This is a genomic window from Methylocystis sp. sgz306128 (assembly GCF_056032725.1).
Window position 1 is genome coordinate 145,614 of sequence record NZ_JBVYWO010000004.1, and the last position, 25,852, is coordinate 171,465.

Consider the following 25,852-nt stretch of genomic DNA (forward strand, 5'->3'; position numbering starts at 1 on the left):
GCGCCGAATGGCGCTGGCAGCTTATCCGGCTTGTCCGGATAGATCAGACGACAGCCACGCAATTGATATGCGCGCCGCCAATAATCGTTTGGCCCAAGGCTGTGACGACCGTTATTTCGAGCAAGTAGGTCACGCCGGGTTGCAGTCCGTTTGGCATCGCGCCGCCAATCTTTTGCGTAACAATTGTTCCGCTAATTGAAGGAGATCCAATCAGCCAGTCGGATGGCGTTAAATCGGTACCCTCGAATACCGTCAGTGCCGCAGTTGCGTTTGAAATGCTGTCGCCTGATCCGAGCGGCCCGAAATCGAGAGGATAATTAATGATCTCTCCGGGCGCATGGGGACGCGAAAAGTCGCCGACAAATGGCATTTATGGCACCTTCAGGTTTTTTATGATTGAAACGATTTTTTGCGCCGCTTGCGTGGCCGGCGCAGCAATCGCGCGAATTGTTGTTCTTATGATCAGAATGGGCGATTTAGACGTTATTCTGACTGTGCGCACATCGGCTAAGACCTTCAATGCGCTATTAAGACTTGTCACTTTAAGAATGGCGTTTCGGGCCACAACCTGGATAGATCCGACAAGGGAAGGAACAGCCAGTGAACCGATCCGACTTGCTGCCTTCAGCGCAAAAACATGCGCTGGAACCGTAAGTGCCCTGACCTGTGACGGCACTTGTAAAAGCAGGTCTATTTCAAACCCGCCGAACCCGAACAGCACTGCGGCGATCTGAACCAGCGGATTGACGGAAGCACCCACAATAAGCGCAGCAGCCTTGCCAATCTTGATCAAGCCGGATCCGGAAATGCTTATTCCGGCTGCGACAGAGCGCCGAAAAGCTGTAACCGAAGCCCCAGCAACTTGAATAAGGAGCAACAGCACGCGAGCTGCAGCGACCGTGACCGTGCTGGTAAAAGCAGCACTCAATATTTTTATGGTCTCTTTGCCAAGGAGAACGGCCGCCGACGCATTTATCGAGGTGGCCTTGGCAATCGAACGCATCACATTCAAACGGCCCGATGATGCAGGCGTTAGAATTTTGGACGCACTATTTGCAAAGGCGACAGCGCTTGTTGAAGCAACCGTGATTATGACGGAATAGATATTTCCAAAAAATACCAGAACCGAGCTGGTGAGCGCCGCAACAGTGGTTTGAGCTATATTTTTGATGGCTGCAACGTGTGAAACCGTCGAGACCGCAATCGACGTAACCGCCTGACGTGTAAACGCTACCGCATTGACTGCCGCAGCCGTAACGAAGATCAGAACGTCTTTTGCAACCGTAAGTGCGACTGACCCAGAACCATTTGCAAAAAGCAAATGGCCTGCGTTTTTGATAATTTGTGCAATGCCTCCCGAAAATGTCAGAACGGAAATTCCGACCCCGCGGATAATCCCGATCGATTTGGTCGAATTGACGAGAATCAACAACAATAATGTTCTGAATGCAGAAATAGTGACAGTTGTCGTTGCAAAGGTCGCAAAGGTTCGTTCTGCATCTTTTATTACAGCCAACGTGCTCGAAAACTGAATAATCGCCAATTTGCCGACGATCCGAACAATGGCAATCGTGCCTATGGCCGCGGTCACGATCGTTCCGGATGCATTTTTCAAAAACGTAATTGTTGAGGCCGGCGCCAGAACTAGGGTCTTAACGGCAGACTTGAGCAGCTGGACCAGACCACTTTCAAAAACCGCAATCTGCTTGCCTGCCGATTTTGCCGCAGCAATGGCCGACGCCGAAGTGATTGATATCAACTGCGTCAAAACCCGGCCGAAAGCAATCGTGACTTGGCCGATTGAGGCCGCTGCCGCGCTGCTGGCAACCTGTTTGACAATTTCAAGTGCGGACGCGGATGCGGTTGAAAATATCTTGGTTGCCTGTCGAGCAAAACTCACACCAGACGACAAGGCAGCAAAAGTCGCTTTTGCAGTTTGAAGCCCTGCGGCAACCATGATCGACGGCAGGCTGCCAGTTGATTTTGCGATACCTGACGTCCTGGCAACCGTAGACACGGAAGAAAGGGACGTTGAATGCGCAACACCTAATCCAAATCCCGACGCGCCAGAACTGCCCATCGATAAAAATTTTCCAGCTGCTCTCGACAACATAACGCCGGAGTTTGAGCTCAGCGATATGGTTTGAAGAGCGGATTTCAGCGATGCAACCGATACTAAACCGGACGATGAAACCGCAACCTGAAGGGTGTAATTCGTATTTGTCGATATAGCCGCAGGATATGCGGCCGTTCCGCGAACCTTGATGACGTCTGCCGGACGAAATATCTGCGGCGTCACCCGACCCATGGACTGTCTTAACGACGCCGGGTCATTGGGATAATATGTAAGAGTTTCGATATAGACCGTTGAAACGCGAGAACGGATCAGAGCATCGTTCGAAGCTGTCTCAAAATAGACCGTTGAAACGCGAGAACGGATCAGAGCATCGATCGATGCCGTTTCAAAATAGACCGTTGAAACGCGGGCTAGCAAAACCGGAAAAGCGGCACGCCTATGCGATTGCCCGACAAGAAGTGAAAGACTGGATGGATTGTTATTGCCTTGGGGCATCGATCATCACACAACCCCTATACCGATTTCAGCGGAGTTGAGCGTCGATTGAGTCCATGGCAAGCCAGTTGCTGGATCATGATATATCGGGAATTGCAAGGTCATATAGTTCGAACCTATTGTCTTGCTGTCCCCAAGCCCAAATGATCCACCGTTGTAGAACAATCCTTGAATGTTCATCGACCCGGAGTCAGCATTCTTGGCATAGACATTGATGACTGAAGCTACTGGATTGACCCCCACGATGCCGGTGTGCTGATAGGAATCTCGCGTCCCTGAAGCAGTTGCCTGGACATATGACGTATCGCCGTCAGGATTTGTCTCATTGACGCAAGCGTAATTAGCTCCCGCACTCGGTCCCCAGTTTGTGTTTGATCCAGCTGCATTTGGCCAGGAGGTTTCCACGCGCTTCGGGCCCAAGGGTATCATGGCTGAGGTAATTTCACCTGCCTGTAGTCCTGTTGTGTCATCCCACACAAAGAAATCATCTAACTGCCAATTTACGCCGGAAATACTAAACAACGTCATAGTTTGCAGGGGAGCAGCGTAAACAATTCCGAAGAAGTTGTTGTTTATAACTTTGACGCCATCTATCCAAACGTTCAAATCTACGGAGATGCTGGCCGAGGTACTCTCCGTAACCATAAACTCTATCCAGTGCCAATTCCCATCACAGATGTTTGGGGTTGTCTGTAATCCAAAACCTGTTTGGCTAGTGGCAAAACCCATCTGTCCCGTAGGAGTTACGAAGAGTTGATAGCCGTTTAACCTACCCGAAGAACCCCAGTACATAAAGCATTGGTTGGATGTCGGTTTAGCTGAAAACTTAAACCATCCGCCAATGCCACAGTTTATTGTTCCTGAGAAGGTTGCAGGAGACAATATGTTGCTGAACATGTAGGCGGAGCCTGCTGCAAACTGCGCACAACCGCCTCCAAAGCGTCCGCCTGTGCCCTGCCAGGTAATTAATGAGGTATTAGAGACCGTCTGCCACTTTTTGGGGAAGTCGGCACTGGAACCATATGCATCAAATCCATCTAGGAACAGCAGGGCCATGTTGGGCTCCTGTCAATTCAGCGATTCAAGAATGAACTCGTGCAGCGTGATGGAATTGGCAGCGTTGGCTACTGACCACGTCGCAAATAGATCGACAATATTGGTGATGGTTGAGTCAAAGCCCGTTCCTGCAGCTGGGGCAGTATCTGGCAAAAGCGCTGATGGGGCATAACCGGCGGCGACGGCCGGCGATCCTATCAAAATACGGGAACTGAATGATCCAACGCCAATCATGTTCGCATTCGTGCCGTTGCCAATGGCACGGCATGTCAGCACCGCTTCAAACTCCCAGGTCGCGTTTACCTGAGCCGTGGTGTTGAGGTTCATGGCGCCGCCGTTGAACACAACGATAGGCGTCGCCAAAGTGCCAAATCGCACATCAAGGGTGAGCGTGCCTGGCGACGTTGCAAGTGTCGATGCGCGGCCGCGCGCCGTCAGGCGGATGCTTTTTCCTGCCTCCGAAAAATAGTTCGATGGCAATGTGTATTTTGCAGCCGCCGGCAGCAATGATGTTGCAGCTGACGAGTTCGCCAACGCAGCACCGTCTGTCTGAGCCGTGATAAGTGTTTCTTGCCAACCCTGCCTGCTCATGCTTTTCCCCTGATCAATTGCTGAATAAGCCGCGGATTACGAGAAGGTAACTTTGACGGTGAAGCTGATGCTGTCGCCCGCAGAAAGATTGATCGTCGCAAAATCGCCGTAGATATCCATATTGCCTCCAGTTGGCGGCGAACCAGTTCCGGCTGCATCAAAAACACCAACTTCGGTAATGGCCCGAGCGCCCGCAGCCACGATGGTCCCCGTCACTTCATAAGTGTCGTTGATGACTGTCGTCGTGGCCTGGGAAGCCGTTCCGGCCGTACGAGACTCTGTCGTCGACGTGGTTGTGACTGCATTTGCGCTGGCAGCCGCGCCTGAGCCGGTGCCCCATTGCAGATATTTTGGCAAGGTTGCAAATGCCAGCCACGCTGCCGTCAGGCTGGCCAGGCCACTGTCTTGAATTCGTGCGGTCATGAGAATGCCCTCTTTAAAATTTTCGCGATGTGCCAGGCGATCCGGCGAAGCGGGTTTTTATGCCAATAGGTAACGACGCCGATGTGCTCGACTGAGCCATCCGCACGGGTCACAACAGCCGAAACGGTTGCCTCGCGGGCCCGTGCATTGGCCAAAACGCCACCATTCATTGCCATCAAAATTCTCCTTATTCGTAAGGTTGAATTTCCAGGACCACGTCGACCGTTGCGGCCGCGCCCTGCGCCGTGGTAATTCGGAAATACAACGTCGTTGCCGTAAAGAACGTCGCAGCCGCAAGAGCCAAAGTTAGGTCGACTGCATTACCAGCAGTACTGGCGGCGTTCGTTGTGAGTCCGCTTAGAGCTTGCGGCGAACAGACCGCAACGCCGCCTCCTGTTGCCCCCGTATAAACTGCTGCCTGGGCAGCCGTCAGCGAGATCGACGGATTGAGAGCTGTAATGGAGCGAATCCGATATTTTGAATAACCGGAGGGCAGGGGTATCGCCAAAGCTGTATCGGCAACGCTATTGGCGTTGATACCCGTTGCAGCAACTTCAAAAGCGGCGAACTTGTTTGTGTTCGAGCCCGTGCCACCATTGGCAATTGGCAACACACCGGTCAAACCTCCTGCTGGGGTGTCGATAATTGTCCATTTTGAAACACCATCGCTTTCGATCGCCACAAATCCATAGGCCGCGGCAACAACAGCCGATGTAGCGCCATTGATATGATCGGATCCCGCCGCGTTGAGAGTGATTGTGTTCGTTGCCGAGCAAGCGCCCGACTCGTCAACAACAGTCAACCGCGTGCCGGGCGGATAAGCGCTTGCGGCAAGCAGGGTTACAGCGCGCGCAACCGTGAGCGAGGTGAAAGCAATCGTGCGGTCTGTGGAAAGTACCGAATAAGCGGCGTCGGCAACGGCCACGCGCGTATTGGTGATAACTTCGCCAAGTTTGGCTGCAGCAATACCGCCAACGGTCGTTCCATCTTGGACAACCAACCGGTTATTTGTGGTATCGACTACGAGTTCGCCGGCCGCACCCGTAAAAGATGCGACTTGACTTGCTGTCCCGCGACGAAGCTGTAGCTGTTCACTCATGGTACGGTCCCTAAATTGATGACATCAACGACGGCGTCGTTGACTGATCCAAAATTGTCAAAAACTGTTGGCGCAGAGGTAAGAAGGCCCAGATCGAGCGGCGTTGCGCTCAGCAGTTGCACGGCAATCGGATTTTGAACCGCGACTGCCGTAGATCCGAGATCAATGACGTCAACGACTGCTTCGGTCACAAGGCCAAAATTATCTGCGATGCTTGCGGCGTCGTTGACGTAACCAAGATCGAGCGGAGCTCCGCTCAAAAGCTGAACGGCAATTGGATTGAGGGCAGGGAGCCCATGTGGTGTATAGGTATAGACGGCGCAAGTGGACAGATCCTGCAGCGCTGCGCCAAAAATGTTAAAGCTCTGAAACTTGATGTAAATGACCTGACCGACAAAATTTGCCGGGAGATTTTGCGTAACGACAGATGAGTCGATCCTCGTAAAATTAGCGCCCGTCGAGTGCAGCATACCTTCGGTTGTGTACATGGCGCGCTGCAGGCCCGTCAGGTTGTAGCGGTAGGGGCCGGTTAATGTTGCATTTTGAAAAGCAAGAAGTTCCTCGCCGACCAAGCACAAGGTCACGCCTGACTGCGTACCGGCAAGGGTTGTTCCATCGAGGACGCCGGCGCTTTCTGTCAGGTCGACGCTCAACGTATTGATGCCATCCCACCCATTTGCAGCCGGAAGGCTGGCCGTCAGGAAACCCTGACGGACGGGCGCGCTGAGCTGACCGATTTGACCATACGATGCATTATCGAGGGAGGCCCAGACAATAGCGCCGCCCCAGTTCGGATCATTAACTCCCGCGGATCCGCCCGAAGCGGCGACCATGATCTGCGGCGTAGATCCGGCATAAGCGGAAGGCGGTTCATAAATCAGCGGAGGCGAATTAACCGGATCAACGGCTACGTTGTGGTCTATGTTTGAGCCCGAAGAAATTGCTGTCGGATTGTAGGGAGCCAACGACGCTGTAAACGGCATTTCCTGCGCCGTTACAGTCAACATGCCGCTGTCATCTTCTTCGATTGATTCAATGAGAATGGGAAACTGATTCAGGCCGAGGGCCGCATCAGTGATGGTGATCGAATCCATCGGATCAAGCAGGCACCATTCCCAAGACAGCTTAAAGGTAAAGGTCGCACGAATATACAGAGTCCGGTTGAGAAGCTGTTGCGCAATTGTAGCCGCAACGGCCGGATCACAAACTTCCAGGCTTTGAATCGAAGTTCCGACGCGCGGTCCGTAAATTTCTATCTGGGATTGATCGCGAGCCTCGACGGGCGTGGAATTGTATTGATTGACACGCGCCTGAATTTCAAGCCGCTGGATCGTTGGCAGCGAAAATGGATCGGCGCGCGAAACGAGGACCGGATCGGAATTGTTCCCCGCATCGATAAAATCTTCATCCGTCAAACCACCGCTGGGGGCATAGGTCGTTGGCAGCACCGTCGGCGTATAAGCAGCAGCCGTGTCGGGATAAATTACAAATTTCAGCAGGCCGCCAGTCCATACGGCCGCGCAATTGAGCAGTTGCAACCACCGCGCCAGCACGCTCAAAGCCGATTCCTGATTGGTCAGAGCCGGGCTAAAGCAAATACCAAGATTGTGCCAGATTGTTGCGCATTGGTTCAGGCTTTTGGATCCGCCGCCAGGAATATAATCGATCGCAGACGGGTCAAATCCAATGCCATATTGCGGATTTGTCAGAAAGTCATAAATGACCTGCTCGGGCGCAGCATCGATGCCATTGGCGCCAGTTCCATCGAGGATGCCCTTGACTTCAAAATTATGATTGCCGATCGACGCACCTGCGCCAAGGTCATACGATGCGGCAGCGACATAGGCCGTACCCTGGTAGGCCAGCGCCTGAGATGGATCGCTCGATGCCAGATATCCCCAAACCGCCTGCGGCGTTGAGCCGGTAAAAAGCGACAGTCCCACGCCGCTGAGGTTTGTATAGGTCGATTGATCGCGCCAGACCTTGCCAATCCCGGCAATCGGCCCTTCGCACAACCCCAAGATGATATCGGCACTGTAGGTTGTATTTGCGCCGTTTCCTTTGCCTCCTGTTCCCTTGCCGCCTTTGGTGCCATGGGAATGCTTGCGAAAATTCGAATACCAGATTACGTTGGCTGAAATTTTGGTGCGTCCGTAAACAATCGGCACCGGCAGCGTATTGACCGAGGTCTGCAGCTGCAGACCGGTATAATCAGGTTGCACCACGCCTTTATTTTTGGCCCGCAGAAATCCCATTAGGCAACGCTTTCGGCAAAATAGCTGGCAAATATTGCTTTTTCGAGCCGCGGCAAAAGTTCCGAATTGGTTTCAATCCGGTCTTCCAGCACGATGCCGCAGGGCTGGAAAGCGTGGACGATCGTCAGCGGGTTTTCGCAGGTGACGATACCCCCATGCGAATAACAACGGCCATAACGGAACAGCACAAGATCTCCAGGGCGCGGGCGATCGATGCGGCGCGCGCGCGCCAATAGCAAATTCAGATAAATCTCTTCGCTACGATGCAGCATCCAGTCCGGAGGATATGGGCGAGGGTCGAATGGCTGGCATAGGCCGAGATCGCAAAACACGCGGATGAGCAACATGCCGCAATCCGCGCCGACCCCTTTGACATCGGCGCAATTATGATAGGGCGTACCGCACCACGACCGCGCTTCCGCCACAATGGCGGCACGTGTGTCGGCCTCGCTCTGCGTCATGCGATCTCCGTCTTAGATTAAAATGAAAAGCGATTTTAAAACGCAGTTTGCGGCGGCGGCACGTAGGGAAATGCCCGGAAATTGGCCTGGTTGGCAAAGCGGTTTGTGCAGGTTGCCAAAGTGTGATCGCAGCCCTTGAAAACGGTAAAGCTTTCTCCGGTTGCCGGGAGATTTGGCAGCGCGTAAGTCAACTGAAGCGATACGCCAACCGAAACAGACGCCACCGTTGCCCGAACGCCTGCATTGGCCCCATTGTTAAACAGAATTGCTCCCTGCGCATGATCAGCAAGGGCGCCGGACCACAGAATCGTCAATGCAGTTGAACCTGCGCCAACGGAGCTGGTCGTTGCGAATTCATCCCTGTTCAGCGCGCAGCCGGAATCGTAAAGCGTATGCAGGCAAGTTGGCGAGTAGAGATTTCTCGGCATATCCATGTCGAGCATCACAAGATCCGACGCGATGGTGATTTTAGCCATCGAGCGGCCGACTTGATCAACCGTCGAAACACGTCCTTTAAACAGCGTGACGCCATCAATGCCGCCCGTAAGCGAGGCGCTCATAAAAACACGGTCCCGCTGCACTGTCGCGCCATCAAATGCGCCGTCACGAATTGCGTTGAGCATCGCCGCGCCGTTAATCTGGTCACTGCTGCGGGCTGCAATGGTAATTTGCTGCTTGTCGACTTCGAGGCCGGCCGCGCATTTATATTTGAGACCTTGAACCAGAGGTCCGGTCGCTAAAAACAGATTTCCATTCCAGCTGATATTGACATCATAATTTGTGAAATGCAGTACAATGCCCGTGGCGGTCGTAAACGTGTAGCAATCGGCAATCGAAAAGACGACGTCTCCGGCACGCGCTGCGACAAGAAAGGCCTGCAATTGAGTTGAGGCTGCTTTCATTGTTTTACACTCTGGAATTTTAACGATTTCAAAGCCCAGAGATTCGACATGAACTGCTCGAAATCCTCGGTATCGTCCACAAACCGGCACAAAAAAGCATAGGAAAACGTTGCGGTTACGATCGATCCGCTGGCGGGTGCGCTGGCAAAACGCAAAATGTTTGGCGCGATCAACGACCAGCCCGTCGGTTGATTTACGCCACCGAGGTAAACATTGGCAACAGAAACGACTTGACTGACAGGCTCAACGAAATTGCCAAACGGCCGCACAAAAACAAAATCGGTTTTGAAGCCGTCGCCGGCGCCAAGACCTTGTCCGCTCGCAACACTATCGCCAGGATCGGTATAGAGAAACGTGTTGAGCTGTCCGCCCATTTGCAAATAGAATCCCATCAAGGTTTGCAAGGAATTTGCACCAAGACCGGGATAGCCGGAGGATTCCGAATTCAAACCATCAAACGTCAATTCGAATTCCCAAAGTGGAGAGGACCAGAGCGCAACGCGCACATCCGCGCCATTCGGGTTGTCCTGGACGATTGTGTTGAACTTCGGCCGCTTATGGACAGACCAGCCTTGCCCGGGCAAAACAGGAAATGAGACGGTCAAACGGAAAATCTCACAGCAACGCTACCGCCATTTGCAACGGCATAGAATTTATTGGTGACGGCATCAAACGTCCAACCGTCAATTCTGTCGAGACGGCTGTCGATCGTGCTCGTTATGATATTGACGTCGAAAGTTGTAAAATCTGGATGAATGCGAATTATCCGCGAGGATCCGATGCCCGACGAAATCAGATAGGTGTACCCTCCAACCGACCAGCCGTCCGAAAGACTATCCGGCGAAGCGTCAAATCCTCCAGCATAACAGGGGCTGGCATCAAAAACGCCTTGCAAGCTGAAATCCGACAAACGAATTCTGGCCACCTGCGGACCGTCGTCGGGCGAAGCCAGAACCGTATAGTGAGGCAGATACAAGTAAGTTGCGTCAATCCACGCATGGCCGACGGCCGCATCGTAGAAATTCGGTATGAGGGTATTGAGATCAACCAGCGTCAGAGCGCCGGAGATGCCGCCCGAAAAAACCAGCAGAAAACCGTATACACGGGACGGACCGGCCAATCCGTCGTGAACGAATATGACCTGGTTGTTGACAGGATCGTATAAAGCATCGCCGGGCGCCAATTGATTTCCAAGAGCCGTCGCAGAAGTCAGGCTGCGAAGGCTATGGGCAAAGGTCGATGTATCGAACTGATAAATATCGTTGTTGGTGGCATGAACGCCATCATAGGGATAATCTTGGCCGACATAGATAGCCGATCCATTCTGCGCGCCATATTTATTGTTGAACAACTCGATGCTGTCGGCCGCGGTTAGAGATAATGCGGTTGCAACAGTGTGCGCGAGATCAAAATTGGCTGGGTCGAATTTCATGGCATGCCATGCCGGCGACAAGATCGATCCTTCGCGCGATCCGATCGAATAGACGTATGTCCCGTCAGTCGTTATGGTACGTGGAATGGCCGAAGTTATCGAGGTGATATCGATATTTTCAAGGTGGGCCGCGTCGAAATTCGTTGTTGAAATTCGATTAAAGCCTATACCCGAACTTGCATTCAATCCGGCAAAATACCAATGGCCGCCAACAACGACGCTTTGATGCGTGTTCGAATCATATCCCGAATAGACCGATGATATATCAACAATCTCGGCTCCGGACGGATGCCAGGCCGGCGGAGTAATATCAGGCGGAAAAGCGTCGTTTGACATTGGCAACCTCACGCTCTGAAATCGACACGTCTTGAAATTCCAGAGCATCGACATGAATTCTTCGAAATCTTCGATATCGTCCGAAAACCGGCACAAAAACGCATAGGAAAAGTCGGCTGTAATCATCGCGCCCGACGCTGGCGCCGAGGTGAACGCGATTGTGCATGGGTTTGCGTTTGTTACGCTCCAACCAGACGGTTGGGCAACGCCGTTCAGATATATGTTCGAAACCGCTGTTACGGATCCGACCGGCTCCGAAAAGCCGCCCAAGGTTCGCACCATATTGAACGTCGTTGCAACGCCGTCGCCGGTGCCAATGAATTGCCCAGTCACCGAATTATCAGTTGGATCCGAATAGAGAAACGTGTTGCTTTGTCCCTGGCATTGCATGAAAAAGCCGGCAATTGCCTGCATGCTTTTTGCGCCCAGGCCGGCAAATTTTGTCGAATCTGACGTCAATCCATCAAATGTCAGTTCAAAATCCCATAACGGATATCGATATCGAGCAGCGCGAATAGACCGCCCAGATACCTTTGCGGCTGTTAAAGTCGAAAACCTCGGCTTTTTATGAACGGACCAACCTTGGCCAGCCAAAGCCGGGAATATCAAATCGGTCATGATTCAGGCTATCCCAATCCACGCAGACCGAGATGAGATCCTTGCCTGACGCCCTCGCTGATGGCTTTCATCAGTTCACGCGAATTGCCGCGCAGCGCCGAATAAACTCCGGCGGCATCAAGCGCCTGAATATGAACATTTGTCGTGGGATGCACAGAAAGGCTGTTGGTATTGCTATTGCCAGGACGGCTGGCTTGTCCCGCAAATCCGCCTGCGGACATGAACGATCGAAATTCGTTGGCAATCCCGCCCCTCGCAGGAATGATCATTTCGCCCTGGTGGATGCCAGCCATCATGTCATGCGGAATAGACCAGGCGCCCGTGTCAAATGCGGATGCCGCGGCAAGAACTGTAGCTTGGCCAGCTGCAGCTGGACCCGCTGCAGCAGGACCAATGACGGGCGCCAGAAAGCCAAAGATACCGCCAAAAGTCTTTGCCGCATCGATTGTCATGTCGGCAGCGCCGACGGCCGCGTGGCTGGCCACACCAGCTGCATCGGCTGTAGCGGCGGATGCGGCAACTGCTGAATTACCCGCGATCTGGGCCGACGTCAGCGCCGCCGTATGAGCCATGTTCATGGCAATTGTTGCGGCATGTTCGGCGGCCCATTTGACGCAATACCTGATTGCATCTTCAATGATCTGCTTGGCCATATTGCCGAAGGCCTGCTTCATGGTAATGGTTCCGGAAATCAGGCCATCGACTTGGCCATTGATCGCACCCGCAATTGTGTCGGCAGCATTTTGCCAGGCCTGCTGGGTTTTTTGAGCAGCTTCTTCCTGATATTTTTCGATCTGGGCAGCATATTGCTGTTCCATTTGTTTCAGCTGATCAAGGATTCTCTGGCGCTCCTGCGGCCGCAGATTGTCGATCTGCAATTCTTTTTGCAGCACCGCCTCTTCGGCAGCCAATTCCTGATACAAGGCAGTTTGCGTCAGTTGCAGCTTTTGCTCTTCCGAAATTTTCTTCTGGCGGTAATCGCTGTTGTATCCAGCGATCTTCTGCTGGGTTTCCGATTGAATCATGCGAAGCTGGTCCTCGGAAGCCCGCATGGTGGTTTGTTTGACCGTTTCCGCGTAGGTTCGATCGGCTGCTTCTTTTTCCCCTAGCGCGCGTTTATATTCAGCAGTGTCTTCGGCATACAAAGACATTTTAAAATTTGCCAAGGCAACGGCCGCTTCATGTTCAGCCGCGGCGTCCCCTTTTCCCTGTGAGCGCCCAACCCCAAGTTGCAATTCAGCTTCCTTTGCCGCATTTTTCTTTTGCTGCAGAGCAATCTGTTCTTCCATCAATTGCTTTTCGAGTTTTCCACGTTCAGCTTCTGACGAAGTCAAATCAAGTTGCTTTTGCGTGCCCTCGATCAGCCGTTCCTGCTTGGCGATTTCGTCGTTCTTGCCAGCAAGATCCGCCTCGAGGTTGGCCATGCCGGCCTTGTCAATTTCCGTTCCGCCCGCTTTGGCTTGATTAAGAGCGAGAATCTTGTCCTTTTGCTCATCAATCGCCGCGGTGCCTTCCTGGACTTTTTCGGGATCTGTAATTGCCGGGCCGGTTGTAGTAATGTTACTCGCTTCAGCGGCGCGCCGCACAGGATTGGCGCTCAATGCACGAATGGCATCGGCGATCTGCTTGTCATCTCCCGTTTGAGCAGCGTCTTTTACGCTGTGCGGCACATGTCCGTAATTGTATGTAACTGAGGTGATTGAAGCCTTAACCTTATCCGGCAGTTTTGCCCATTCAGCTCCGATGGCGCTTGCGGCGATCGTTTGAAATTCAACAATGCGACGCGCCAGGTCACGTTCAGCATCTTCGCGCGTGGTGACAGTGTCTTCAGTTACCGCATGCACCGAGCCGTCAGCGCTGGTCGTCGTATCAGATCCATAACCAGTGCGCCATTTGCCATCGCTGTCGGGAAAAGCATGGCTTCTAAATCCTTCAAACTGCCGGATTAGAGCGGCTGCATCGCCAGTAGACTTCTGAAGACCTTCCTGCAACGTAATAATTTGGTCGTTTAATTTTTTTATTTGACCATCGCCAGGTGCCAAAGTTTTGAAGACTCCGTCCCATCGCTGATGGAGATCGTCCACGGTCGATGACGTCACACTTACCAGGCCGGGTTGCTTTTCAATCTCGGCATTAATGCTTTTCAGCGTTTCGAGCTGCTTTTCATAAAGCTCAACGACGCCCGTCAATTCGACGCTGCGATCAATTCCGACTCCGGAGGCAGCAAGAGCGCGATTGGCCTCCAACTGCGCCTTGGCTTCATCAAGCAGAGCCTCGGTTTTTTTGACGGTCTCTTCACGCGTAATTTTGGTCTTTTCGGCAATAATTTCGAGAATTGCCGCCTGTGCCTTGGACGGATCAAGACTTTTAGATTGCTCTTCGTAATACGCCCTTTGCGCATCAGTCAAACCGTGCAAGGCAGTTGCCAGCTTGTCGGTATCCATAATCGGATCACCGAGGATCTGCTGCAATTTTGCAGCAGCATCGGCAGCGCTGTCGCCGGTGCCTTTGGCAAAATCCGCGAGATCCGCAGCCATTGCGTCAAGAACGGCTTTTGAGGCATAGCGCATGCCACCCCAGGCTGCGGCTATCTTAACGGCTTCGGCCGACGAAATATCCGACAGATTGTGGATCTTGCTTCCCAGGGCTTCAATGTCTCCTTGCGACAGTTTTGCTCCGGAAGAAAAATTCATCGACGCCGTAAACTGATCGATCACCTGCCTGGCGTGCTCAGCCTGAACAATAAAATAGGCGGCGGCACCTGCCAGCGCCAAAAAGCCAGCCGAAGCGGCGGCGATCTGCGGGTTGCCCATGGCAAATGTCGTAAACAGATTTAGAAACGTGCCACTCGCCTGACGATAGCGGCCCGAGCTTAATTCATCACCAAGAGCACGCAATTCACGCGCATAGAACGCAATTCCAGTGCCATGGCGGTTAAACTGCTCACCTGTCGCAGCAACCGATTCTCCCAGAACATTTATCGAACCCGCGCTTCCTGAAATCTCTTGCTTAAGGGCGCCGACCGAGGCCTTGGCTTCGTTAAGCTTAGCTCCCAGCGTTAATAATTTTTGGCCAAGTTCGGAATCAGCCGACGCTCCGGTCTTTTGCATCTCATTTGACATCTTGCGCATGTCCGCCGTGATGCCGCGGACAGCAGCTTGTGCGCGCGCCAGGGCGGCTTCCAGTGCTGCTGTATCACCGCCAAAGGCTACATAAACGTCTGCTGCACCGGTCATAGGAACTCCAATGAGTTGGTGTCAATGTGTCATAAAATGTAAAGCGTTGCTTGACAGTGTAACGCGATGGTTTACACTTCATCATGATTAAATCGTTCATAAGCAAGGATCTGCGTAAATTTTGGGAGACGAATAAATCTTCCAAAATAGATTCACGGCTTCACGCGCGTATTAATGAGCGTCTTGATGCGCTCAATGCCGCGACGAAGGCGGAGGATATGCAGATTCCCGGATATGATTATCACGGGCTAAATGGTTACATACCTAAAAGGTATTCAATTCATGTGAATGGACCATGGTGCATCACATTCGAATTTGAAAATGGCGACGCATATCACGTTGATTTTGAACAATACCACTGAAACTCAAATTCAAGATCCAAATGGAAATCCAAATGAACGACACTCCTGTTATCCGCTCGAGAGATCGCGCGCCCACACATCCTGGCATTATCTTGAAAAATACCGTACTTCCTGCAATGGCAATGAAAGTTGCCCCTGCTGCAAGGACCCTTGGAATATCTCGCCAGGCTTTGAACAACATTCTTGAAGGATCGAGTGCGATTACCCCGGAAATGGCTCTCCGTCTTGGCAAGTTCTGCGGCAATGGTCCGAATCTATGGCTAAACATGCAGATGGCTTTTGATCTTTGGCACGCCGAGCGAAAACTTGCCGAAGAGTTGGCGAAAATTCCACCACCGAAAGCCGCCTAAGGGATCAACCATATGAACGAAACAACTTGGAAGATTCTGCTAGATTTTGGTGCGATCGCGATTTTAGCAACAATCATATGTTTTATAATTCAATGGCAGAAAGAACGCGAACAAGAACATTTGCGCCGTCAAATCTCACACGAGCGAATGATGAATTGTCTGGCGCGATATTTTCATAATAGGGCGAATTATCCTGATTTTGAATACGAACCGTGCGATGATTTTGGCAACGGCGGTAATTTGATCCGCCGTAAGCAATAATTTTTTACATTCGCGATACGCCTTCTATCTTTCCTCCCGTGCGCTGCATCATTTCCATTGCAGCTTCCGGGGTCATGTAGACCGGCTTTTCCTGTGGCTTAATGCCAAGATAGGCTTGAACCATCATCTGGATCGGCGGATGATCGGACCAATAGGTGCAAAGATCCTCATAATCATCGAGGGTCATCGCATCGATTTGCGGGAACGTGTATCCCGCATACGTTGCCAGCTCGCCGTAAACCCTGGCGAAGTTCAGGCGGGCGCCGCTCCCGCCTTCGCTTCCCCCATAACAAAACCGCAATGCCTCAAAATTTGGCTCATTGCGACAGTCAGCTCTTCGATTTCCAAAATCGAATTTTCGTCAAATTTGTCATCGGGATAATCCTTGGACAATCCAATCGAGACGATCTTGACCGCGCGATCGATGATTGCGCTGGTCAATGGCGAAGCCGGCTGTTCGGCAATTTCAGCGATCCGCTTCAATTGGCCAATTGTCGGCTTTGTCAGCTCGTAACTTTCACCTCTGAGAATTATTTTGGTCATTCAGCACCTTTTTAAATCGACCCATTAAACGCTTTCAGGCGTGTTCAATTACGACACTTCAGGGAAGTTGAAATTGAAGACCTGACCCGCATTATTGGCAAAGACGGCAAAGTCCAGTTCCGGCATGATAAAATCCTCGAGCTTCGACGCGAGCGCGATCTTGTTGCCGATGCACGAAAATGCGCGAACCGAAAACGGTTTCGACGTCGGCTGATTGAGATTGGTATAATAGTCGAGCTGAAACGTTGGCGTCGTACCCAGCAACTGGTTGGAAACATTCAGCTGCTGTCCCGATACGCTCTGCGCGTTCGTGTAAGTAAAGAGCAGCGCGACTTCATCACCTACTGCGAACGTATATGTGCCGGTCGACTGATTGACGGAATATTTGCCGGTCGCCTCCGATCCTGCTGCAACACGCTGAAGCGGCAGGCCGCTCGCGGCGTAATTAACCCCCAGGTCGACAATGCCGCCTGTGGCATTCGTCACGATCTGCGTTGTGGTCGCGACCGTGTGGGCTTCCTGAATGTACCACTTATCGCCACCTTCGCTGAACGAGGCGCCGAAGAAGGCCGAATTCCAGGCGATACCGGACAGGGTTGCAGCTTTGATCTTGCCAGTTACCTTGGCGGTTCCGCGGGCAGATACCAACGGAAACTGGTTCTGTCCGTATAAATCCTTGGTTGTTGCGGAGACATCGAGCGTGAATTCCTGCGCAAATCCGACATTGACCGCCAGCGGCGTCGGGGTATCGGTGCGCGTGATGATTACAATTCCAGGGCCAAAGGCGGCGAGAGGGGTAGACATGTGCAATGCTCCATTTGAAGGATGACCGACGTCGTTTTGACGCTGGCTTCAGGACGTGAAGTCGGGACTGGATTGAAGACTTGACGCCTTGCAGCGTGTTTTAAAACCTCGCCGTATGCCCGATCCGACGAAGAATTTTGGCGGCGCGTGCAGCGCGCAAAGCGAATTTTACGGAATCACAACGCGAATTGGCACGACAGCGAGGCTCTTGCCGGTAACGTCGCCCGGAGCCTTTTCGATTTCGCCGTCAATCATCACAGAATAGACCAAACCACCCAATGTGAAACGGCCTGTGGCCGGACTGTCAGGCTGAATGGCGAGGTCAAGCTGATCCAGCGCGTTATTGATCGCCGTGGCCGGAATGATATTCAGATCAGAACCGATGTCGTTGTAAAAAATGGCTTTGACCATAAGCGCCCGCACTGGAGGCTGCGCCGGACTTGGACGTGTATAATGTTCTGAATTTTCCACCAAAAACAGAGCAGGGGAGTCAGCTGGTCCAATATCGTCGGGCGCGCGATTTCGGCGCGAAATTGTAACAAAATCACCCGTTCCCGACAAAACTGCCAAAAGTGCCGACATGACCTGTTCGCGGGTTGTACTCATGTCGATTCTGCCGCGTTTTGTACCGCTGCGGTCAGCTTTGTTTTGATCTGACCTTTGTAATCATCGAAGGCGGGATGAATTGCCGGATAGGCTGGAACAGGTACTTCGGGATGGTGGACATGCCTGGTTAAAATATGGCCAGCGTCTCCATCAAAGGCCATTACGGAGGCGACAGTCTTGGCGTAGATGTCCTGCTCCTTGAATGTAAAGCCATATTCGAGAAGGTGCGCCAGAGGATGACCGGAACGTACGTAACCCGATATACGAGTCTCCTTGTTGGAAACACCGCCTTTAATGGAACGCAGATAATCCCCGGGATTCAGGCCAAGATACCTGATATGGGCCTCGGCCCGCGTCCGCGCATCATTTAGAATATCGTTGACCAGCGGCCGCACTGCCTGATCGAGCGCTTCTCGTACATTGGGTCCGAGCGCGGTCAGTCTCGCTGTCAACCTCGAATCATCGACCTTGAATTCAAGACTCATCAGGAAACGTCCGAGGTAAAAAGTTCAATCGCACCGGCATAGGCACGCTTGTAATGATCGACGCGCTCGACATTGAGAACAGCGCCGGTCATCTGGACAATGATCTGGTCGTTTCGACGAATTGGCATGGGAAAGCCTGCATCAGCCAGGTCGCACGCCATGACGACAACCATTCGCTGGTTTTGCTGGATCGCTCCGGGCTTGCGCGCGCCAAAACCGGTAAGCGCAGCCTCCATAGTATCCGGAGTCACTTCGCGGATGATTGCATTGACATCCGCCGTAACAGTTACGACGTTGGGAGCGAAGCCGCTTGCCCGCGAGAACGTCACACTCACGCCGATCAGGTCGATCGACGATTTTGTAAAGGATTGTGCGGCGGCATCGATCATCCGATTAACGGCACACTATAGGCATCAATCAGCCTGGCAATCTCAGGAGGCAATCCGTCAGTGTTGCCGGGCCCGCTGCCGAACCAATAGGTGGTTTCCATGATGCCGGCTGCGTTTTGCGAGCGTATCATGGGATCACGGTTCCGCGCAAAATACATGCCGCGAATCCACGAGACCACGGCATTGACAATGTCTGCCGGAATTGTCGTGAAGCCGCCAACATACGTCACGATAACGCGGTTGGGCTGCCATTCGATCAGGTTGCCGGTGTTGTCCAGGCGCTGCAGCTGGCCACGAAAAGCATCGAGCTTGTAATCAACGTCGACCGCAAGCTGCGTCTCCGCATTGTTGATCATTTCGATAACCGAAGTCACAGAAACGATCGGCCAGCGTGTCAATTGCAGCGGTTGCGGCGGTGTCGAATTGCGCAATACAAGCCGATAGCCGTCCCACTGCGGAAAAAAACTGTCAGTTACCGTTTCCGCAGCGAAAACGCGGTTGCAATAATTTGAAACTGCGGTCGAAACTTGAGTGATCAGCAATTTGAAATATGAGTCATTGCGCGTATCGGTGACATTGAGCATCGTCTTCAACGTTGCCAAATCGACCAGATCATAGCTCGTCGCAGGCGTAACAACGTTGGTGATGACGGATGGCCGACGCATCAGATGATTGCCACCAGATTGGTCGCGGTTGTTCCGCTCGCCTTGACACGTGCGGTACGAACCGGAATCAAGGTGCCTGCAGGAACTGCCGTGAACAGCACCGTATTGCCTGCCGACGTAACCAGCGTGACGTTGCCTGCGCCTCCAACATAAATCGATCGGGCAACGGTTACTAGGTCAACCGTGTCCGACGGCACAACCGCAACAGCATCATTGCCCGGCCCAACCGGTGTCGATGCAAGATTTTTATGCGGGTCTGTTGCTGCTGTCATGAATAACTCCCGAAGCCGAAATCACTGTTAAGATCGGGAATTAGGTTCCGATGGCGATCCAGTTGACTTTTTTGCCAAAAGTGGTCGCCGGGGCAGGCGTCCCGCCAAGGGTTTTCCAAGTCTTGATCAGGATCGAGCCGGCGGCAGGCGCGCTGACCTGGTCGCCAATGGATGCAGTAGCAATTTCTGGGTCCGTCGTCGGATCTGAATCCATCGAGGCAACGACAGTCACGACACTATTCAGTCCGGTAACGACCGTGTCGGCGGCTGAGACGGTCACGAACTGACCGCGGGCAATCACCACGCCATTCCCGAGCATGTAAAGCTCCGCACCCGTTTCGAGATTAATCTGCCCTCCGGATTTGACGATCAAACCGTCTCCTTGACTATCGAACTGCACTTTGTTCGCAATTGTCGCGTCTGAAGCTTTTATCGACATGATTTATCCTTTCAGGAAGAAGAGGTCTGGTTCGGAGAGGTTGCACCCGTCTCCCTCAGCATCGGATTGGCCGGCCGCGAATGATCGTATCTCCATTCGATTTCTGCAGCTGTCGGAAGTTGTTCACGCGGCACCGCGCTGACACGAACGGGTTCGTCACCGCCGCCCTCAAGCGTCAACTCAACCGTATCGTAGCCATACAGCCGGTCTTGAGCAGCGCACATGGCGTCCATGAGTGACGTTTGATCGGGTAGACCAATGCGAATTCCTCGTGCTTTAGCAATTCCGAGGTGAAATTCGGTACAGGCTCGCCCCATTTCGGCGTGATGCGCGTTCGGATACGTGTAATCGCAGCCAAACATGGTGATTTGCTTGACGCCGATATGTACGGCGTAGGCAACTGCATAAGCGGCCGTATTGTTGAAATAGGCAATCCCGCAAGAATTGATTACATCTTCCAGCGGAAATTCAACCAGCCCGGGATAATCTGGGTGTGCGCGACTGGTGTAAATTGGACCAGGGTGGATCCTCATCCAGTCCAGCATAGCCGCAATGTTGCTCTCTGGCGCAGCGGCCGCACGGATCTGTTGAATGCGCACATCGTCCATATGAAAAATGCGGTCGCATTGCAGAATGTCGCCAAGGGCGTTGATGGCCCAAATTTCGTCGGCAAACTTTCGCCGGCCGCCCATACGCTTGACCATGTCGAGATAGGCCTCGGCCGACGGCCCAAGACCAATAATTGCGACATGGTCCGGAACGGGAAGGGAAGGGATGACCGGCATCCGATCAGATGCCGGGTTTGCAAGGTCAACCACTACGTGGCGACCGGCGCATTGGACGGATTCATCAGCAGCACATCTGCGCCGACGGGCGTGCCTGCCGTAACCGTCGACTTGATATTGACTTGGACATAGCGCTTGAGGCCGATATAGCCCAGCCGCTTCGTCACGTTTTTCGAGACGCCAGAGGTTCTGGCGGCGGCTTGCCCAACGGTCGCGTTTGCCGTTGAACCAAGCAGGCTGCTGGCCGCTACAGCGGTCATGGCGCCTGTGGCATCGCCTTCCAGTACAGAAACCGTAAAGGCGGCATTGGTTGCAGTGACAGAGCCAAACGACATCAGGAATTCGACGCCGGCATAGCCGGAACGATCGACGATCTTGCCGGTCTGGCCGGTGCCTGTGGTGCCGACCGCGATGGGCGAGATCGAGCGCACAACTTTCATGTTGTTATGAAGGTCATATTGTTGCATGGGAGTTCTCCGAAGGAGCGGGGTCGCGTTGATAAGGCCAAGGGCCATCGTGATGCGCCGGTCAGTTAAGACCGGCGCTCAACATTAGGTAGCGGAGTTGGCGAAATACTTGATCGGATGCGTTCCCGCATCGATCAGCTGGCCGTCCCAACGTTGGAAGGCAAGAAAGCCAACCTGGTTGTAATCGGCATAACGCTCCGTGAGCCGGAGGAGCTGCACACCAGCAACGCGGCGGATGTAATAATTGCGGAAATCTCCGAACAAGACCGATTTTGCATTTGCGGCCATAGCCGGCATGCTCTGGTTAATCACATAGGAATAACCATTGATGGTGTCGGGTTCCTTCACAGCCAAACCCGCCTGCCAAAGCGGCCGGCCGATGCCGTCTTTCAACTTCTTGATCACCTTCAAGGTCGAATCGGCCATCATGAACTTGGCACCCAGCCGATAGGACGGATCGACCGAATGCTCGAGCTCGATCAGATCGTCGAAGATGATAGAATTGGTCTCGCCGGCGGCGCCGGTCTGGCCAAGCGTTGATGCCGTAACCACGCCCGTCGGCTGGCTGGCGCCAGTGCCGGTCGTGAAATGATCGTTTGTAATACGACCGAGACGCGTGCCGAGCTTGTTGGCAAGGAAGCCGTCCAGATTGAATGCCGAGTCCTGAAGCAGCTGGTTTGAAACCAGAACGAGCTTCGAGGTATAGGTGTAGGCATTCATGGTAACGGCGCCAAACGACAGATCCTGGCTGGCAACCTGGGTGTTTTCACCAAGAATAGCGCCCTTGTTCGTCGTGTCATTGTCCGTCGGGATCGGCAGCGCATTGCCCGTCGTCGTGTCAAAGACAAATGCGGCTTCGATCATGCCACCATAAGCCAATTGAGCATCAATCAGCTGCTGGTAAAAGCCCTGCGGAACAACATAACCGCCGGACGTGTCCGGGGTCGTACCAAGCGCGTTCTGAAAGTTGCGCGCGTAGACTTCATGCTCTTCGCCCTTCAGCGCCGCAACACCGCCGCGGACGTATTTGTTAAAGACCCGGGCTTCCAGATCCTTAAGTTCCTTTTCCTGCTCAACATCAGTGCCGTTACGGTTGGCGCGGCCGCGCAGCTCTTCCATCTGCGCCGCATAAGCAGTGTCAGCGCGTTCGAGCTTGTCGATCTGGCTCTTAAGACTGTCAGCTTCGGCCATCATCGCGTCGAACCGCGCGTCGTCCTCAGCCGTCGGCGTCCCTTTTTCAACGATTGAATTGTAAAAGGCACGTGCATCTTCAACAAGTTTGGCGCGCTTCTGGCGCAGTTCCTTCGAGGTCATATCTAGGCTCCATCGGGGGATGTGCGCCACCACGGCGTCACGGTCAGCTTGCCCAAGGCTCCGAAAGGGCAATCCGGCAACCTGCCGGAAATTCAGATTTTGGCCGGCCAGTCCCAGCCAACGTTAAGGGACTTGCTCACATGGCCAATTTCTTGAACGGGATATGGCAAACCGCTGTCCGGCATTACCATCAAATTAACCTGTCCGTTAAAATGGACTTTTGTTACGATCGCGGCATAATCATTGCCGCCGAACGTTGGATCTCGTGTGCGAAACAGCACAATGCTGCCAAGTGTAAGAAGACGCACGTGGCGGCGCGCCGATGGCTTGGCTTTAATATCAATCGCGCCGGTCATATGGCAGCCATCGCTTCGGCAAGCCGCAAACGACGCGCCATGTCAGATGTTTTTTCAGACGGCTTCATTTGCTTTTCGTATTCGTCCAGGACGGCGCGACCATCGTCCTTCACCGATTCTGGAATGTCCGTATCGGGCAAGCGGCTGGCCGCCGCATCGATTCCGCTTTTGAGCGCGGTCAGCTTGCCGTCGATCATGTCGGCAAACGGCAATTTGTAGGAGCCTTTCAAATTCGGATTATGATGATCCCAGGCCAGAAAGCCGCGTTTGGCTTTGCCAGGATCAGGGCTGGAGCCGTTGAAGCCGGCTTCGTCAAGCATCCGCTCAGCGGCGGAAGGGCCGTCCCAGGATTGTGTCTGATTAATCGGCAAGTCCCGTGCCGCGCCGCATTGCCATTCCGATTCCGTTTTTGCTGCTCGCAATTTGTCTCGCGCCCGATTTTGCTTTTTAACATCCACATCTGGCATATCGTCATCGTCGCCGGTCAACGCAGCCCTTGCATCACTCAAGGCAGCAATGGCGTCGTCGATGGCATCAAGAGCCTCTTGCGCGTCATTATCGCCGTCGCCGTCAGGATCGTAAGGCTGCACGCCATTCTTGATCGCGTTACCTATGCCAGGCCGCTTGCGTTCTTTGGCGGCAATGGGATTTTCGAAAATGACAACATTGGCCATCGGATCGATGGGCGCCGCGCTGGAGGAGTTGGCGATCACGTCGCATAGGCCGGCGTCCTTGGCCTCTCCCGCAGTATACCATGTTTCGGCATCCATGGCCGCCGCGAATGCACCGGGATCTGCGCCGCATTTGGCTTCATAAATTCCGGCAATTTGACCATCAATCTTGGCCAGTGTGGTGGCCATGTCCGTCATCGTGCGCCGGTCGCCCATGCAAATACCATTGGCATTGTGGATCATCATCATGGATGCATCGCCCATCGTAACAGTCGATCCAGCCATGGCGATGAATGACGCTGCAGAAGCCGCAATGCCATCAATCATGACATTGACAGGAGCGGATCGTGCTTTGAGAGCGTTATATATCGCATATCCGTCAAATACGTCGCCGCCCGGCGAATTGATCCGCAGCGTGATTGGTCCGTCGCCAACCTGAGCCAACGCCTTGACAAAATCCTTGGCTGTGACGCCCCAGTAGCCGATTTCATCGTAAAGCAGGATTTCGCTCGGTTTACTTTCATCATCGCTGTTGCGAACTGTCAGTGGTGCACGTGCCGAACCGGTTCCGGCAAAATTCACAAGCACGCGCTGCGAAAACCGGGCGCGCGGCGTCGTCAATTGTCGGTTGGCCTTGTCGTAAGCCGTCAACACATTTGCCGGAAAAGCTCCGGCCACGAGTCCGTAACGGTGCATTTCAGTTTCCTTCAGTGTCCTCGTCGGCCGACGGAGTATCAGTTTCTTTTGGATCCGCGACCGGTACAGGCGCGCCGCCGGCAATCGGATCAGCTTGAGGCTGCGCATCGGGCGCGAAGATCTTGGCAAGCGGCACGTTGGTCGAATTGATCAGCGGCTGATCGCCGTTTTCGACAGCAGGCCGATTTTTGTGACGGCGCCGCTCATTGATCAGCATTACGCCGCTGGCGATCTCCGTCTGTGCAACCTGAGCCGCTTTCAGCGGATCCATGGCCATCAGCGCATCGCGGTCGAACTCGACATAATAATCCGTTCCGAAAAACAGTTTGTAATTAAGCTCGGACTCGATGCGATGCAGATCCGGATCGATCGTGTAGATCAGAAAGGCCAGCGTTTGTTCGGAAAGGCCAGAGCCCCAACTCGTCGCTTTATCTGTCTCATTCAGCAGATGCAGTGGTACCCCGAAGAACCGCGATATATCCGCCACCTGATAGCGGCGGGAGGCAATCGTGTTCAAATCTTCAGGCGACATTTGCAACTGCGTAAAAGTCGTATCCTTGTCCGCAAAAATTGGTTTGCCGGCATTGTAGCGACCAGTATTGTCATCGGTAAATTGCGCTTTGAACCGTTCAAAACCATCTTTTGAAATACTTGAAGATACAGAAATGATGGCTGACGGCTTTGCTGCGTTTTCGTGGACGCGGCCGGTCTGTTGTTCAAGCAATTTGCTGAGAGACACGGCATCGCGCGCAAAGGACCGTATTCTTGAGACGCCAGCGATCCCATTGAAGCCCAGGCCTGGAATATGGATCATGTCATCTTGGTCAACCCACTCAACCCGCTGCGTCGGCCCGTCGACATTTGGCAGAAAGGCCGTATCCCAGATCATGCATCGGTATTTGTTGCGGTTATCGACCCGGTAAACTTCCACATCCCACGGAAGGACGTTTTCAAAGCCAATAATCTTGCCGCCCTTGTTATAGCGGATGATCGAATAATGATTGCCCCACAGCAGCACATTGACGATCCATGCCTCTCTCCAGGCAAAAGCTGTCATGGATCTACCGGGAAAGGGGGCGACCGACATCATCATCTGCAACGGATGGCGCGGAGCCTCAATACGTCCATCTTCGTTTCGTTGATAGATTTTTAGCGGCAGTCCGGCAGCAATACCGGCAATCAGGGAGACGCACCTGTAAACCGCGGAGACGGCCATCGAGGTGCGCTCGTTGATATGCGGCCCAAATACGCCGCCCTGTCCGCCCGACGCCCAATCCGACAACCACGATGCCGGATCGGCAAGTGATGTCTGAGGGTTTTCTGGCGATGCATTGGTTATCTTGGATCCGCTGCTGTTGCCGCTGAATATCCCGGCAAGAGCTTTGAGGCCGTTCATGAACTTCATG

The 25,852-nt window shown here is 53.3% G+C and carries 31 protein-coding genes; 3 read left to right on the forward strand and 28 right to left on the reverse strand.

What is annotated here, in order from left to right; translation table 11 throughout:
- Nucleotides 1-43: 43 nt before the first annotated feature.
- Genes AC0N03_RS08475 through AC0N03_RS08535 form a run of 13 tightly spaced genes read right to left on the reverse strand, consistent with a single transcriptional unit; the run spans nt 44 to nt 14,981 of the window.
- Entirely contained in the window at nt 44-370 is a 327-nt protein-coding gene (locus AC0N03_RS08475; RefSeq protein WP_474288247.1) for a hypothetical protein, read from the reverse strand.
- Complete coding sequence (locus AC0N03_RS08480) at nt 371-2,572, reverse strand: hypothetical protein (RefSeq protein ID WP_474288248.1); 2,202 nt, start codon at nt 2,570-2,572, stop codon at nt 371-373.
- A gap of 6 nt (nt 2,573-2,578) precedes the next feature.
- Nucleotides 2,579-3,628, reverse strand: a complete 1,050-nt coding sequence (locus AC0N03_RS08485; protein ID WP_474288249.1) for a hypothetical protein — start codon at nt 3,626-3,628, stop codon at nt 2,579-2,581.
- A 12-nt stretch (nt 3,629-3,640) separates the two neighbouring features.
- Nucleotides 3,641-4,219 (reverse strand): hypothetical protein, encoded by a 579-nt coding sequence (locus tag AC0N03_RS08490; RefSeq protein WP_474288250.1) that lies wholly within the window; start codon nt 4,217-4,219, stop codon nt 3,641-3,643.
- Between the two features lie 36 nt (nt 4,220-4,255).
- Complete coding sequence (locus AC0N03_RS08495) at nt 4,256-4,642, reverse strand: hypothetical protein (protein WP_474288252.1); 387 nt, start codon at nt 4,640-4,642, stop codon at nt 4,256-4,258.
- Nucleotides 4,639-4,818, reverse strand: a complete 180-nt coding sequence (locus AC0N03_RS08500; protein WP_474288253.1) for a hypothetical protein — start codon at nt 4,816-4,818, stop codon at nt 4,639-4,641. The genes AC0N03_RS08495 and AC0N03_RS08500 overlap by 4 nt, the downstream gene beginning before the upstream one ends.
- Before the next feature lie 11 nt (nt 4,819-4,829).
- A complete protein-coding gene (locus AC0N03_RS08505) occupies nt 4,830-5,741 on the reverse strand; it encodes a hyaluronate lyase N-terminal domain-containing protein (RefSeq protein WP_474288255.1) in 912 nt (303 codons plus the stop codon).
- Nucleotides 5,738-7,996, reverse strand: coding sequence for a phage tail protein (locus AC0N03_RS08510; protein ID WP_474288257.1), 2,259 nt, complete (start codon nt 7,994-7,996; stop codon nt 5,738-5,740). Before AC0N03_RS08510 ends, AC0N03_RS08505 begins: the two co-directional genes overlap by 4 nt.
- Nucleotides 7,996-8,457 carry a C40 family peptidase gene (locus AC0N03_RS08515; RefSeq protein WP_474288258.1) on the reverse strand — a complete coding sequence of 154 codons (462 nt, stop codon included), beginning with the start codon at nt 8,455-8,457 and terminating at the stop codon, nt 7,996-7,998. Before AC0N03_RS08515 ends, AC0N03_RS08510 begins: the two co-directional genes overlap by 1 nt.
- Nucleotides 8,458-8,492: 35 nt before the next feature.
- A complete protein-coding gene (locus tag AC0N03_RS08520) occupies nt 8,493-9,359 on the reverse strand; it encodes a DUF2163 domain-containing protein (protein ID WP_474288259.1) in 867 nt (288 codons plus the stop codon).
- On the reverse strand, nt 9,356-9,964 hold the full coding sequence (locus AC0N03_RS08525) for a DUF2460 domain-containing protein (RefSeq protein ID WP_474288260.1): 609 nt from the start codon (nt 9,962-9,964) through the stop codon (nt 9,356-9,358). Before AC0N03_RS08525 ends, AC0N03_RS08520 begins: the two co-directional genes overlap by 4 nt.
- Nucleotides 9,961-11,745: a DUF2460 domain-containing protein gene (locus tag AC0N03_RS08530; RefSeq protein WP_474288261.1), complete on the reverse strand. Its 1,785-nt coding sequence runs from the start codon at nt 11,743-11,745 to the stop codon at nt 9,961-9,963. Before AC0N03_RS08530 ends, AC0N03_RS08525 begins: the two co-directional genes overlap by 4 nt.
- Before the next feature lie 8 nt (nt 11,746-11,753).
- Nucleotides 11,754-14,981: a lysozyme gene (locus AC0N03_RS08535; RefSeq protein WP_474288262.1), complete on the reverse strand. Its 3,228-nt coding sequence runs from the start codon at nt 14,979-14,981 to the stop codon at nt 11,754-11,756.
- Nucleotides 14,982-15,064: 83 nt separating this feature from the next.
- Here AC0N03_RS08535 and AC0N03_RS08540 point away from each other — a divergent pair, with 83 nt between their 5' ends.
- From AC0N03_RS08540 to AC0N03_RS08550, 3 genes are read left to right on the forward strand one after another with little or no spacing between them, the layout of a single operon-like run.
- Nucleotides 15,065-15,343 (forward strand): type II toxin-antitoxin system RelE/ParE family toxin, encoded by a 279-nt coding sequence (locus AC0N03_RS08540; protein ID WP_474288263.1) that lies wholly within the window; start codon nt 15,065-15,067, stop codon nt 15,341-15,343.
- A 32-nt stretch (nt 15,344-15,375) separates the two neighbouring features.
- On the forward strand, nt 15,376-15,693 hold the full coding sequence (locus tag AC0N03_RS08545) for a HigA family addiction module antitoxin (protein WP_474288264.1): 318 nt from the start codon (nt 15,376-15,378) through the stop codon (nt 15,691-15,693).
- A gap of 12 nt (nt 15,694-15,705) precedes the next feature.
- Nucleotides 15,706-15,954, forward strand: coding sequence for a hypothetical protein (locus AC0N03_RS08550; RefSeq protein WP_474288265.1), 249 nt, complete (start codon nt 15,706-15,708; stop codon nt 15,952-15,954).
- A gap of 4 nt (nt 15,955-15,958) precedes the next feature.
- On the opposite strand, the gene AC0N03_RS08555 is transcribed toward AC0N03_RS08550, so the two are convergent.
- The 15 genes from AC0N03_RS08555 to AC0N03_RS08625 all read right to left on the reverse strand — a co-directional run bounded on the left by AC0N03_RS08555 (nt 15,959) and on the right by AC0N03_RS08625 (nt 25,851).
- The gene (locus AC0N03_RS08555) at nt 15,959-16,141 is read right to left on the reverse strand and encodes a hypothetical protein (protein WP_474288266.1); all 183 of its coding nucleotides are present in this window, start codon (nt 16,139-16,141) and stop codon (nt 15,959-15,961) included.
- 65 nt (nt 16,142-16,206) lie between these two features.
- Nucleotides 16,207-16,497 carry a hypothetical protein gene (locus AC0N03_RS08560; RefSeq protein WP_474288267.1) on the reverse strand — a complete coding sequence of 97 codons (291 nt, stop codon included), beginning with the start codon at nt 16,495-16,497 and terminating at the stop codon, nt 16,207-16,209.
- 48 nt (nt 16,498-16,545) lie between these two features.
- Nucleotides 16,546-17,301, reverse strand: a complete 756-nt coding sequence (locus AC0N03_RS08565) for a hypothetical protein (RefSeq protein ID WP_474288268.1) — start codon at nt 17,299-17,301, stop codon at nt 16,546-16,548.
- Nucleotides 17,302-17,469: 168 nt separating this feature from the next.
- Nucleotides 17,470-17,712, reverse strand: coding sequence for a hypothetical protein (locus tag AC0N03_RS08570; RefSeq protein ID WP_474288269.1), 243 nt, complete (start codon nt 17,710-17,712; stop codon nt 17,470-17,472).
- A 191-nt stretch (nt 17,713-17,903) separates the two neighbouring features.
- Complete coding sequence (locus AC0N03_RS08575; RefSeq protein ID WP_474288270.1) at nt 17,904-18,392, reverse strand: HK97 gp10 family phage protein; 489 nt, start codon at nt 18,390-18,392, stop codon at nt 17,904-17,906.
- Nucleotides 18,392-18,781, reverse strand: coding sequence for a hypothetical protein (locus tag AC0N03_RS08580; protein WP_474288271.1), 390 nt, complete (start codon nt 18,779-18,781; stop codon nt 18,392-18,394). Before AC0N03_RS08580 ends, AC0N03_RS08575 begins: the two co-directional genes overlap by 1 nt.
- Nucleotides 18,778-19,446, reverse strand: a complete 669-nt coding sequence (locus AC0N03_RS08585) for a phage head-tail connector protein (protein ID WP_474288272.1) — start codon at nt 19,444-19,446, stop codon at nt 18,778-18,780. The genes AC0N03_RS08580 and AC0N03_RS08585 overlap by 4 nt, the downstream gene beginning before the upstream one ends.
- On the reverse strand, nt 19,446-19,718 hold the full coding sequence (locus AC0N03_RS08590) for a spike base protein, RCAP_Rcc01079 family (protein ID WP_474288273.1): 273 nt from the start codon (nt 19,716-19,718) through the stop codon (nt 19,446-19,448). The genes AC0N03_RS08585 and AC0N03_RS08590 overlap by 1 nt, the downstream gene beginning before the upstream one ends.
- 40 nt (nt 19,719-19,758) lie before the next feature.
- Nucleotides 19,759-20,157 (reverse strand): hypothetical protein, encoded by a 399-nt coding sequence (locus AC0N03_RS08595; RefSeq protein WP_474288274.1) that lies wholly within the window; start codon nt 20,155-20,157, stop codon nt 19,759-19,761.
- Between the two features lie 11 nt (nt 20,158-20,168).
- The gene (locus AC0N03_RS08600) at nt 20,169-20,975 is read right to left on the reverse strand and encodes a hypothetical protein (RefSeq protein WP_474288275.1); all 807 of its coding nucleotides are present in this window, start codon (nt 20,973-20,975) and stop codon (nt 20,169-20,171) included.
- Nucleotides 20,975-21,409 carry a hypothetical protein gene (locus tag AC0N03_RS08605; protein ID WP_474288276.1) on the reverse strand — a complete coding sequence of 145 codons (435 nt, stop codon included), beginning with the start codon at nt 21,407-21,409 and terminating at the stop codon, nt 20,975-20,977. Before AC0N03_RS08605 ends, AC0N03_RS08600 begins: the two co-directional genes overlap by 1 nt.
- A gap of 84 nt (nt 21,410-21,493) precedes the next feature.
- A complete protein-coding gene (locus tag AC0N03_RS08610) occupies nt 21,494-22,723 on the reverse strand; it encodes a phage major capsid protein (RefSeq protein WP_474288277.1) in 1,230 nt (409 codons plus the stop codon).
- 92 nt (nt 22,724-22,815) lie between these two features.
- Entirely contained in the window at nt 22,816-23,079 is a 264-nt protein-coding gene (locus AC0N03_RS08615) for a hypothetical protein (protein WP_474288278.1), read from the reverse strand.
- Nucleotides 23,076-24,446, reverse strand: coding sequence for a head maturation protease, ClpP-related (locus tag AC0N03_RS08620; RefSeq protein ID WP_474288279.1), 1,371 nt, complete (start codon nt 24,444-24,446; stop codon nt 23,076-23,078). Before AC0N03_RS08620 ends, AC0N03_RS08615 begins: the two co-directional genes overlap by 4 nt.
- 1 nt (nt 24,447) lies before the next feature.
- Complete coding sequence (locus AC0N03_RS08625; protein WP_474288280.1) at nt 24,448-25,851, reverse strand: phage portal protein; 1,404 nt, start codon at nt 25,849-25,851, stop codon at nt 24,448-24,450.
- Nucleotide 25,852 lies beyond the last annotated feature (1 nt).

Bases quoted from the DNA above. Each gene is read 5' to 3' on its own strand.
- AC0N03_RS08475 (WP_474288247.1), bottom strand. From the start codon at position 370: ATGCCATTTGTCGGCGACTTTTCGCGTCCCCATGCGCCCGGAGAGATC.
- AC0N03_RS08480 (WP_474288248.1), bottom strand. From the start codon at position 2,572: ATGCCCCAAGGCAATAACAATCCATCCAGTCTTTCACTTCTTGTCGGG.
- AC0N03_RS08485 (WP_474288249.1), bottom strand. From the start codon at position 3,628: ATGGCCCTGCTGTTCCTAGATGGATTTGATGCATATGGTTCCAGTGCC.
- AC0N03_RS08490 (WP_474288250.1), bottom strand. From the start codon at position 4,219: ATGAGCAGGCAGGGTTGGCAAGAAACACTTATCACGGCTCAGACAGAC.
- AC0N03_RS08495 (WP_474288252.1), bottom strand. From the start codon at position 4,642: ATGACCGCACGAATTCAAGACAGTGGCCTGGCCAGCCTGACGGCAGCG.
- AC0N03_RS08500 (WP_474288253.1), bottom strand. From the start codon at position 4,818: ATGGCAATGAATGGTGGCGTTTTGGCCAATGCACGGGCCCGCGAGGCA.
- AC0N03_RS08505 (WP_474288255.1), bottom strand. From the start codon at position 5,741: ATGAGTGAACAGCTACAGCTTCGTCGCGGGACAGCAAGTCAAGTCGCA.
- AC0N03_RS08510 (WP_474288257.1), bottom strand. From the start codon at position 7,996: ATGGGATTTCTGCGGGCCAAAAATAAAGGCGTGGTGCAACCTGATTAT.
- AC0N03_RS08515 (WP_474288258.1), bottom strand. From the start codon at position 8,457: ATGACGCAGAGCGAGGCCGACACACGTGCCGCCATTGTGGCGGAAGCG.
- AC0N03_RS08520 (WP_474288259.1), bottom strand. From the start codon at position 9,359: ATGAAAGCAGCCTCAACTCAATTGCAGGCCTTTCTTGTCGCAGCGCGT.
- AC0N03_RS08530 (WP_474288261.1), bottom strand. From the start codon at position 11,745: ATGACCGATTTGATATTCCCGGCTTTGGCTGGCCAAGGTTGGTCCGTT.
- AC0N03_RS08535 (WP_474288262.1), bottom strand. From the start codon at position 14,981: ATGACCGGTGCAGCAGACGTTTATGTAGCCTTTGGCGGTGATACAGCA.
- AC0N03_RS08540 (WP_474288263.1), top strand. From the start codon at position 15,065: ATGATTAAATCGTTCATAAGCAAGGATCTGCGTAAATTTTGGGAGACG.
- AC0N03_RS08545 (WP_474288264.1), top strand. From the start codon at position 15,376: ATGAACGACACTCCTGTTATCCGCTCGAGAGATCGCGCGCCCACACAT.
- AC0N03_RS08550 (WP_474288265.1), top strand. From the start codon at position 15,706: ATGAACGAAACAACTTGGAAGATTCTGCTAGATTTTGGTGCGATCGCG.
- AC0N03_RS08555 (WP_474288266.1), bottom strand. From the start codon at position 16,141: ATGACCCTCGATGATTATGAGGATCTTTGCACCTATTGGTCCGATCAT.
- AC0N03_RS08560 (WP_474288267.1), bottom strand. From the start codon at position 16,497: ATGACCAAAATAATTCTCAGAGGTGAAAGTTACGAGCTGACAAAGCCG.
- AC0N03_RS08565 (WP_474288268.1), bottom strand. From the start codon at position 17,301: ATGTCTACCCCTCTCGCCGCCTTTGGCCCTGGAATTGTAATCATCACG.
- AC0N03_RS08570 (WP_474288269.1), bottom strand. From the start codon at position 17,712: ATGGTCAAAGCCATTTTTTACAACGACATCGGTTCTGATCTGAATATC.
- AC0N03_RS08575 (WP_474288270.1), bottom strand. From the start codon at position 18,392: ATGAGTCTTGAATTCAAGGTCGATGATTCGAGGTTGACAGCGAGACTG.
- AC0N03_RS08580 (WP_474288271.1), bottom strand. From the start codon at position 18,781: ATGATCGATGCCGCCGCACAATCCTTTACAAAATCGTCGATCGACCTG.
- AC0N03_RS08585 (WP_474288272.1), bottom strand. From the start codon at position 19,446: ATGCGTCGGCCATCCGTCATCACCAACGTTGTTACGCCTGCGACGAGC.
- AC0N03_RS08590 (WP_474288273.1), bottom strand. From the start codon at position 19,718: ATGACAGCAGCAACAGACCCGCATAAAAATCTTGCATCGACACCGGTT.
- AC0N03_RS08595 (WP_474288274.1), bottom strand. From the start codon at position 20,157: ATGTCGATAAAAGCTTCAGACGCGACAATTGCGAACAAAGTGCAGTTC.
- AC0N03_RS08605 (WP_474288276.1), bottom strand. From the start codon at position 21,409: ATGCAACAATATGACCTTCATAACAACATGAAAGTTGTGCGCTCGATC.
- AC0N03_RS08610 (WP_474288277.1), bottom strand. From the start codon at position 22,723: ATGACCTCGAAGGAACTGCGCCAGAAGCGCGCCAAACTTGTTGAAGAT.
- AC0N03_RS08615 (WP_474288278.1), bottom strand. From the start codon at position 23,079: ATGACCGGCGCGATTGATATTAAAGCCAAGCCATCGGCGCGCCGCCAC.
- AC0N03_RS08620 (WP_474288279.1), bottom strand. From the start codon at position 24,446: ATGCACCGTTACGGACTCGTGGCCGGAGCTTTTCCGGCAAATGTGTTG.
- AC0N03_RS08625 (WP_474288280.1), bottom strand. From the start codon at position 25,851: ATGAAGTTCATGAACGGCCTCAAAGCTCTTGCCGGGATATTCAGCGGC.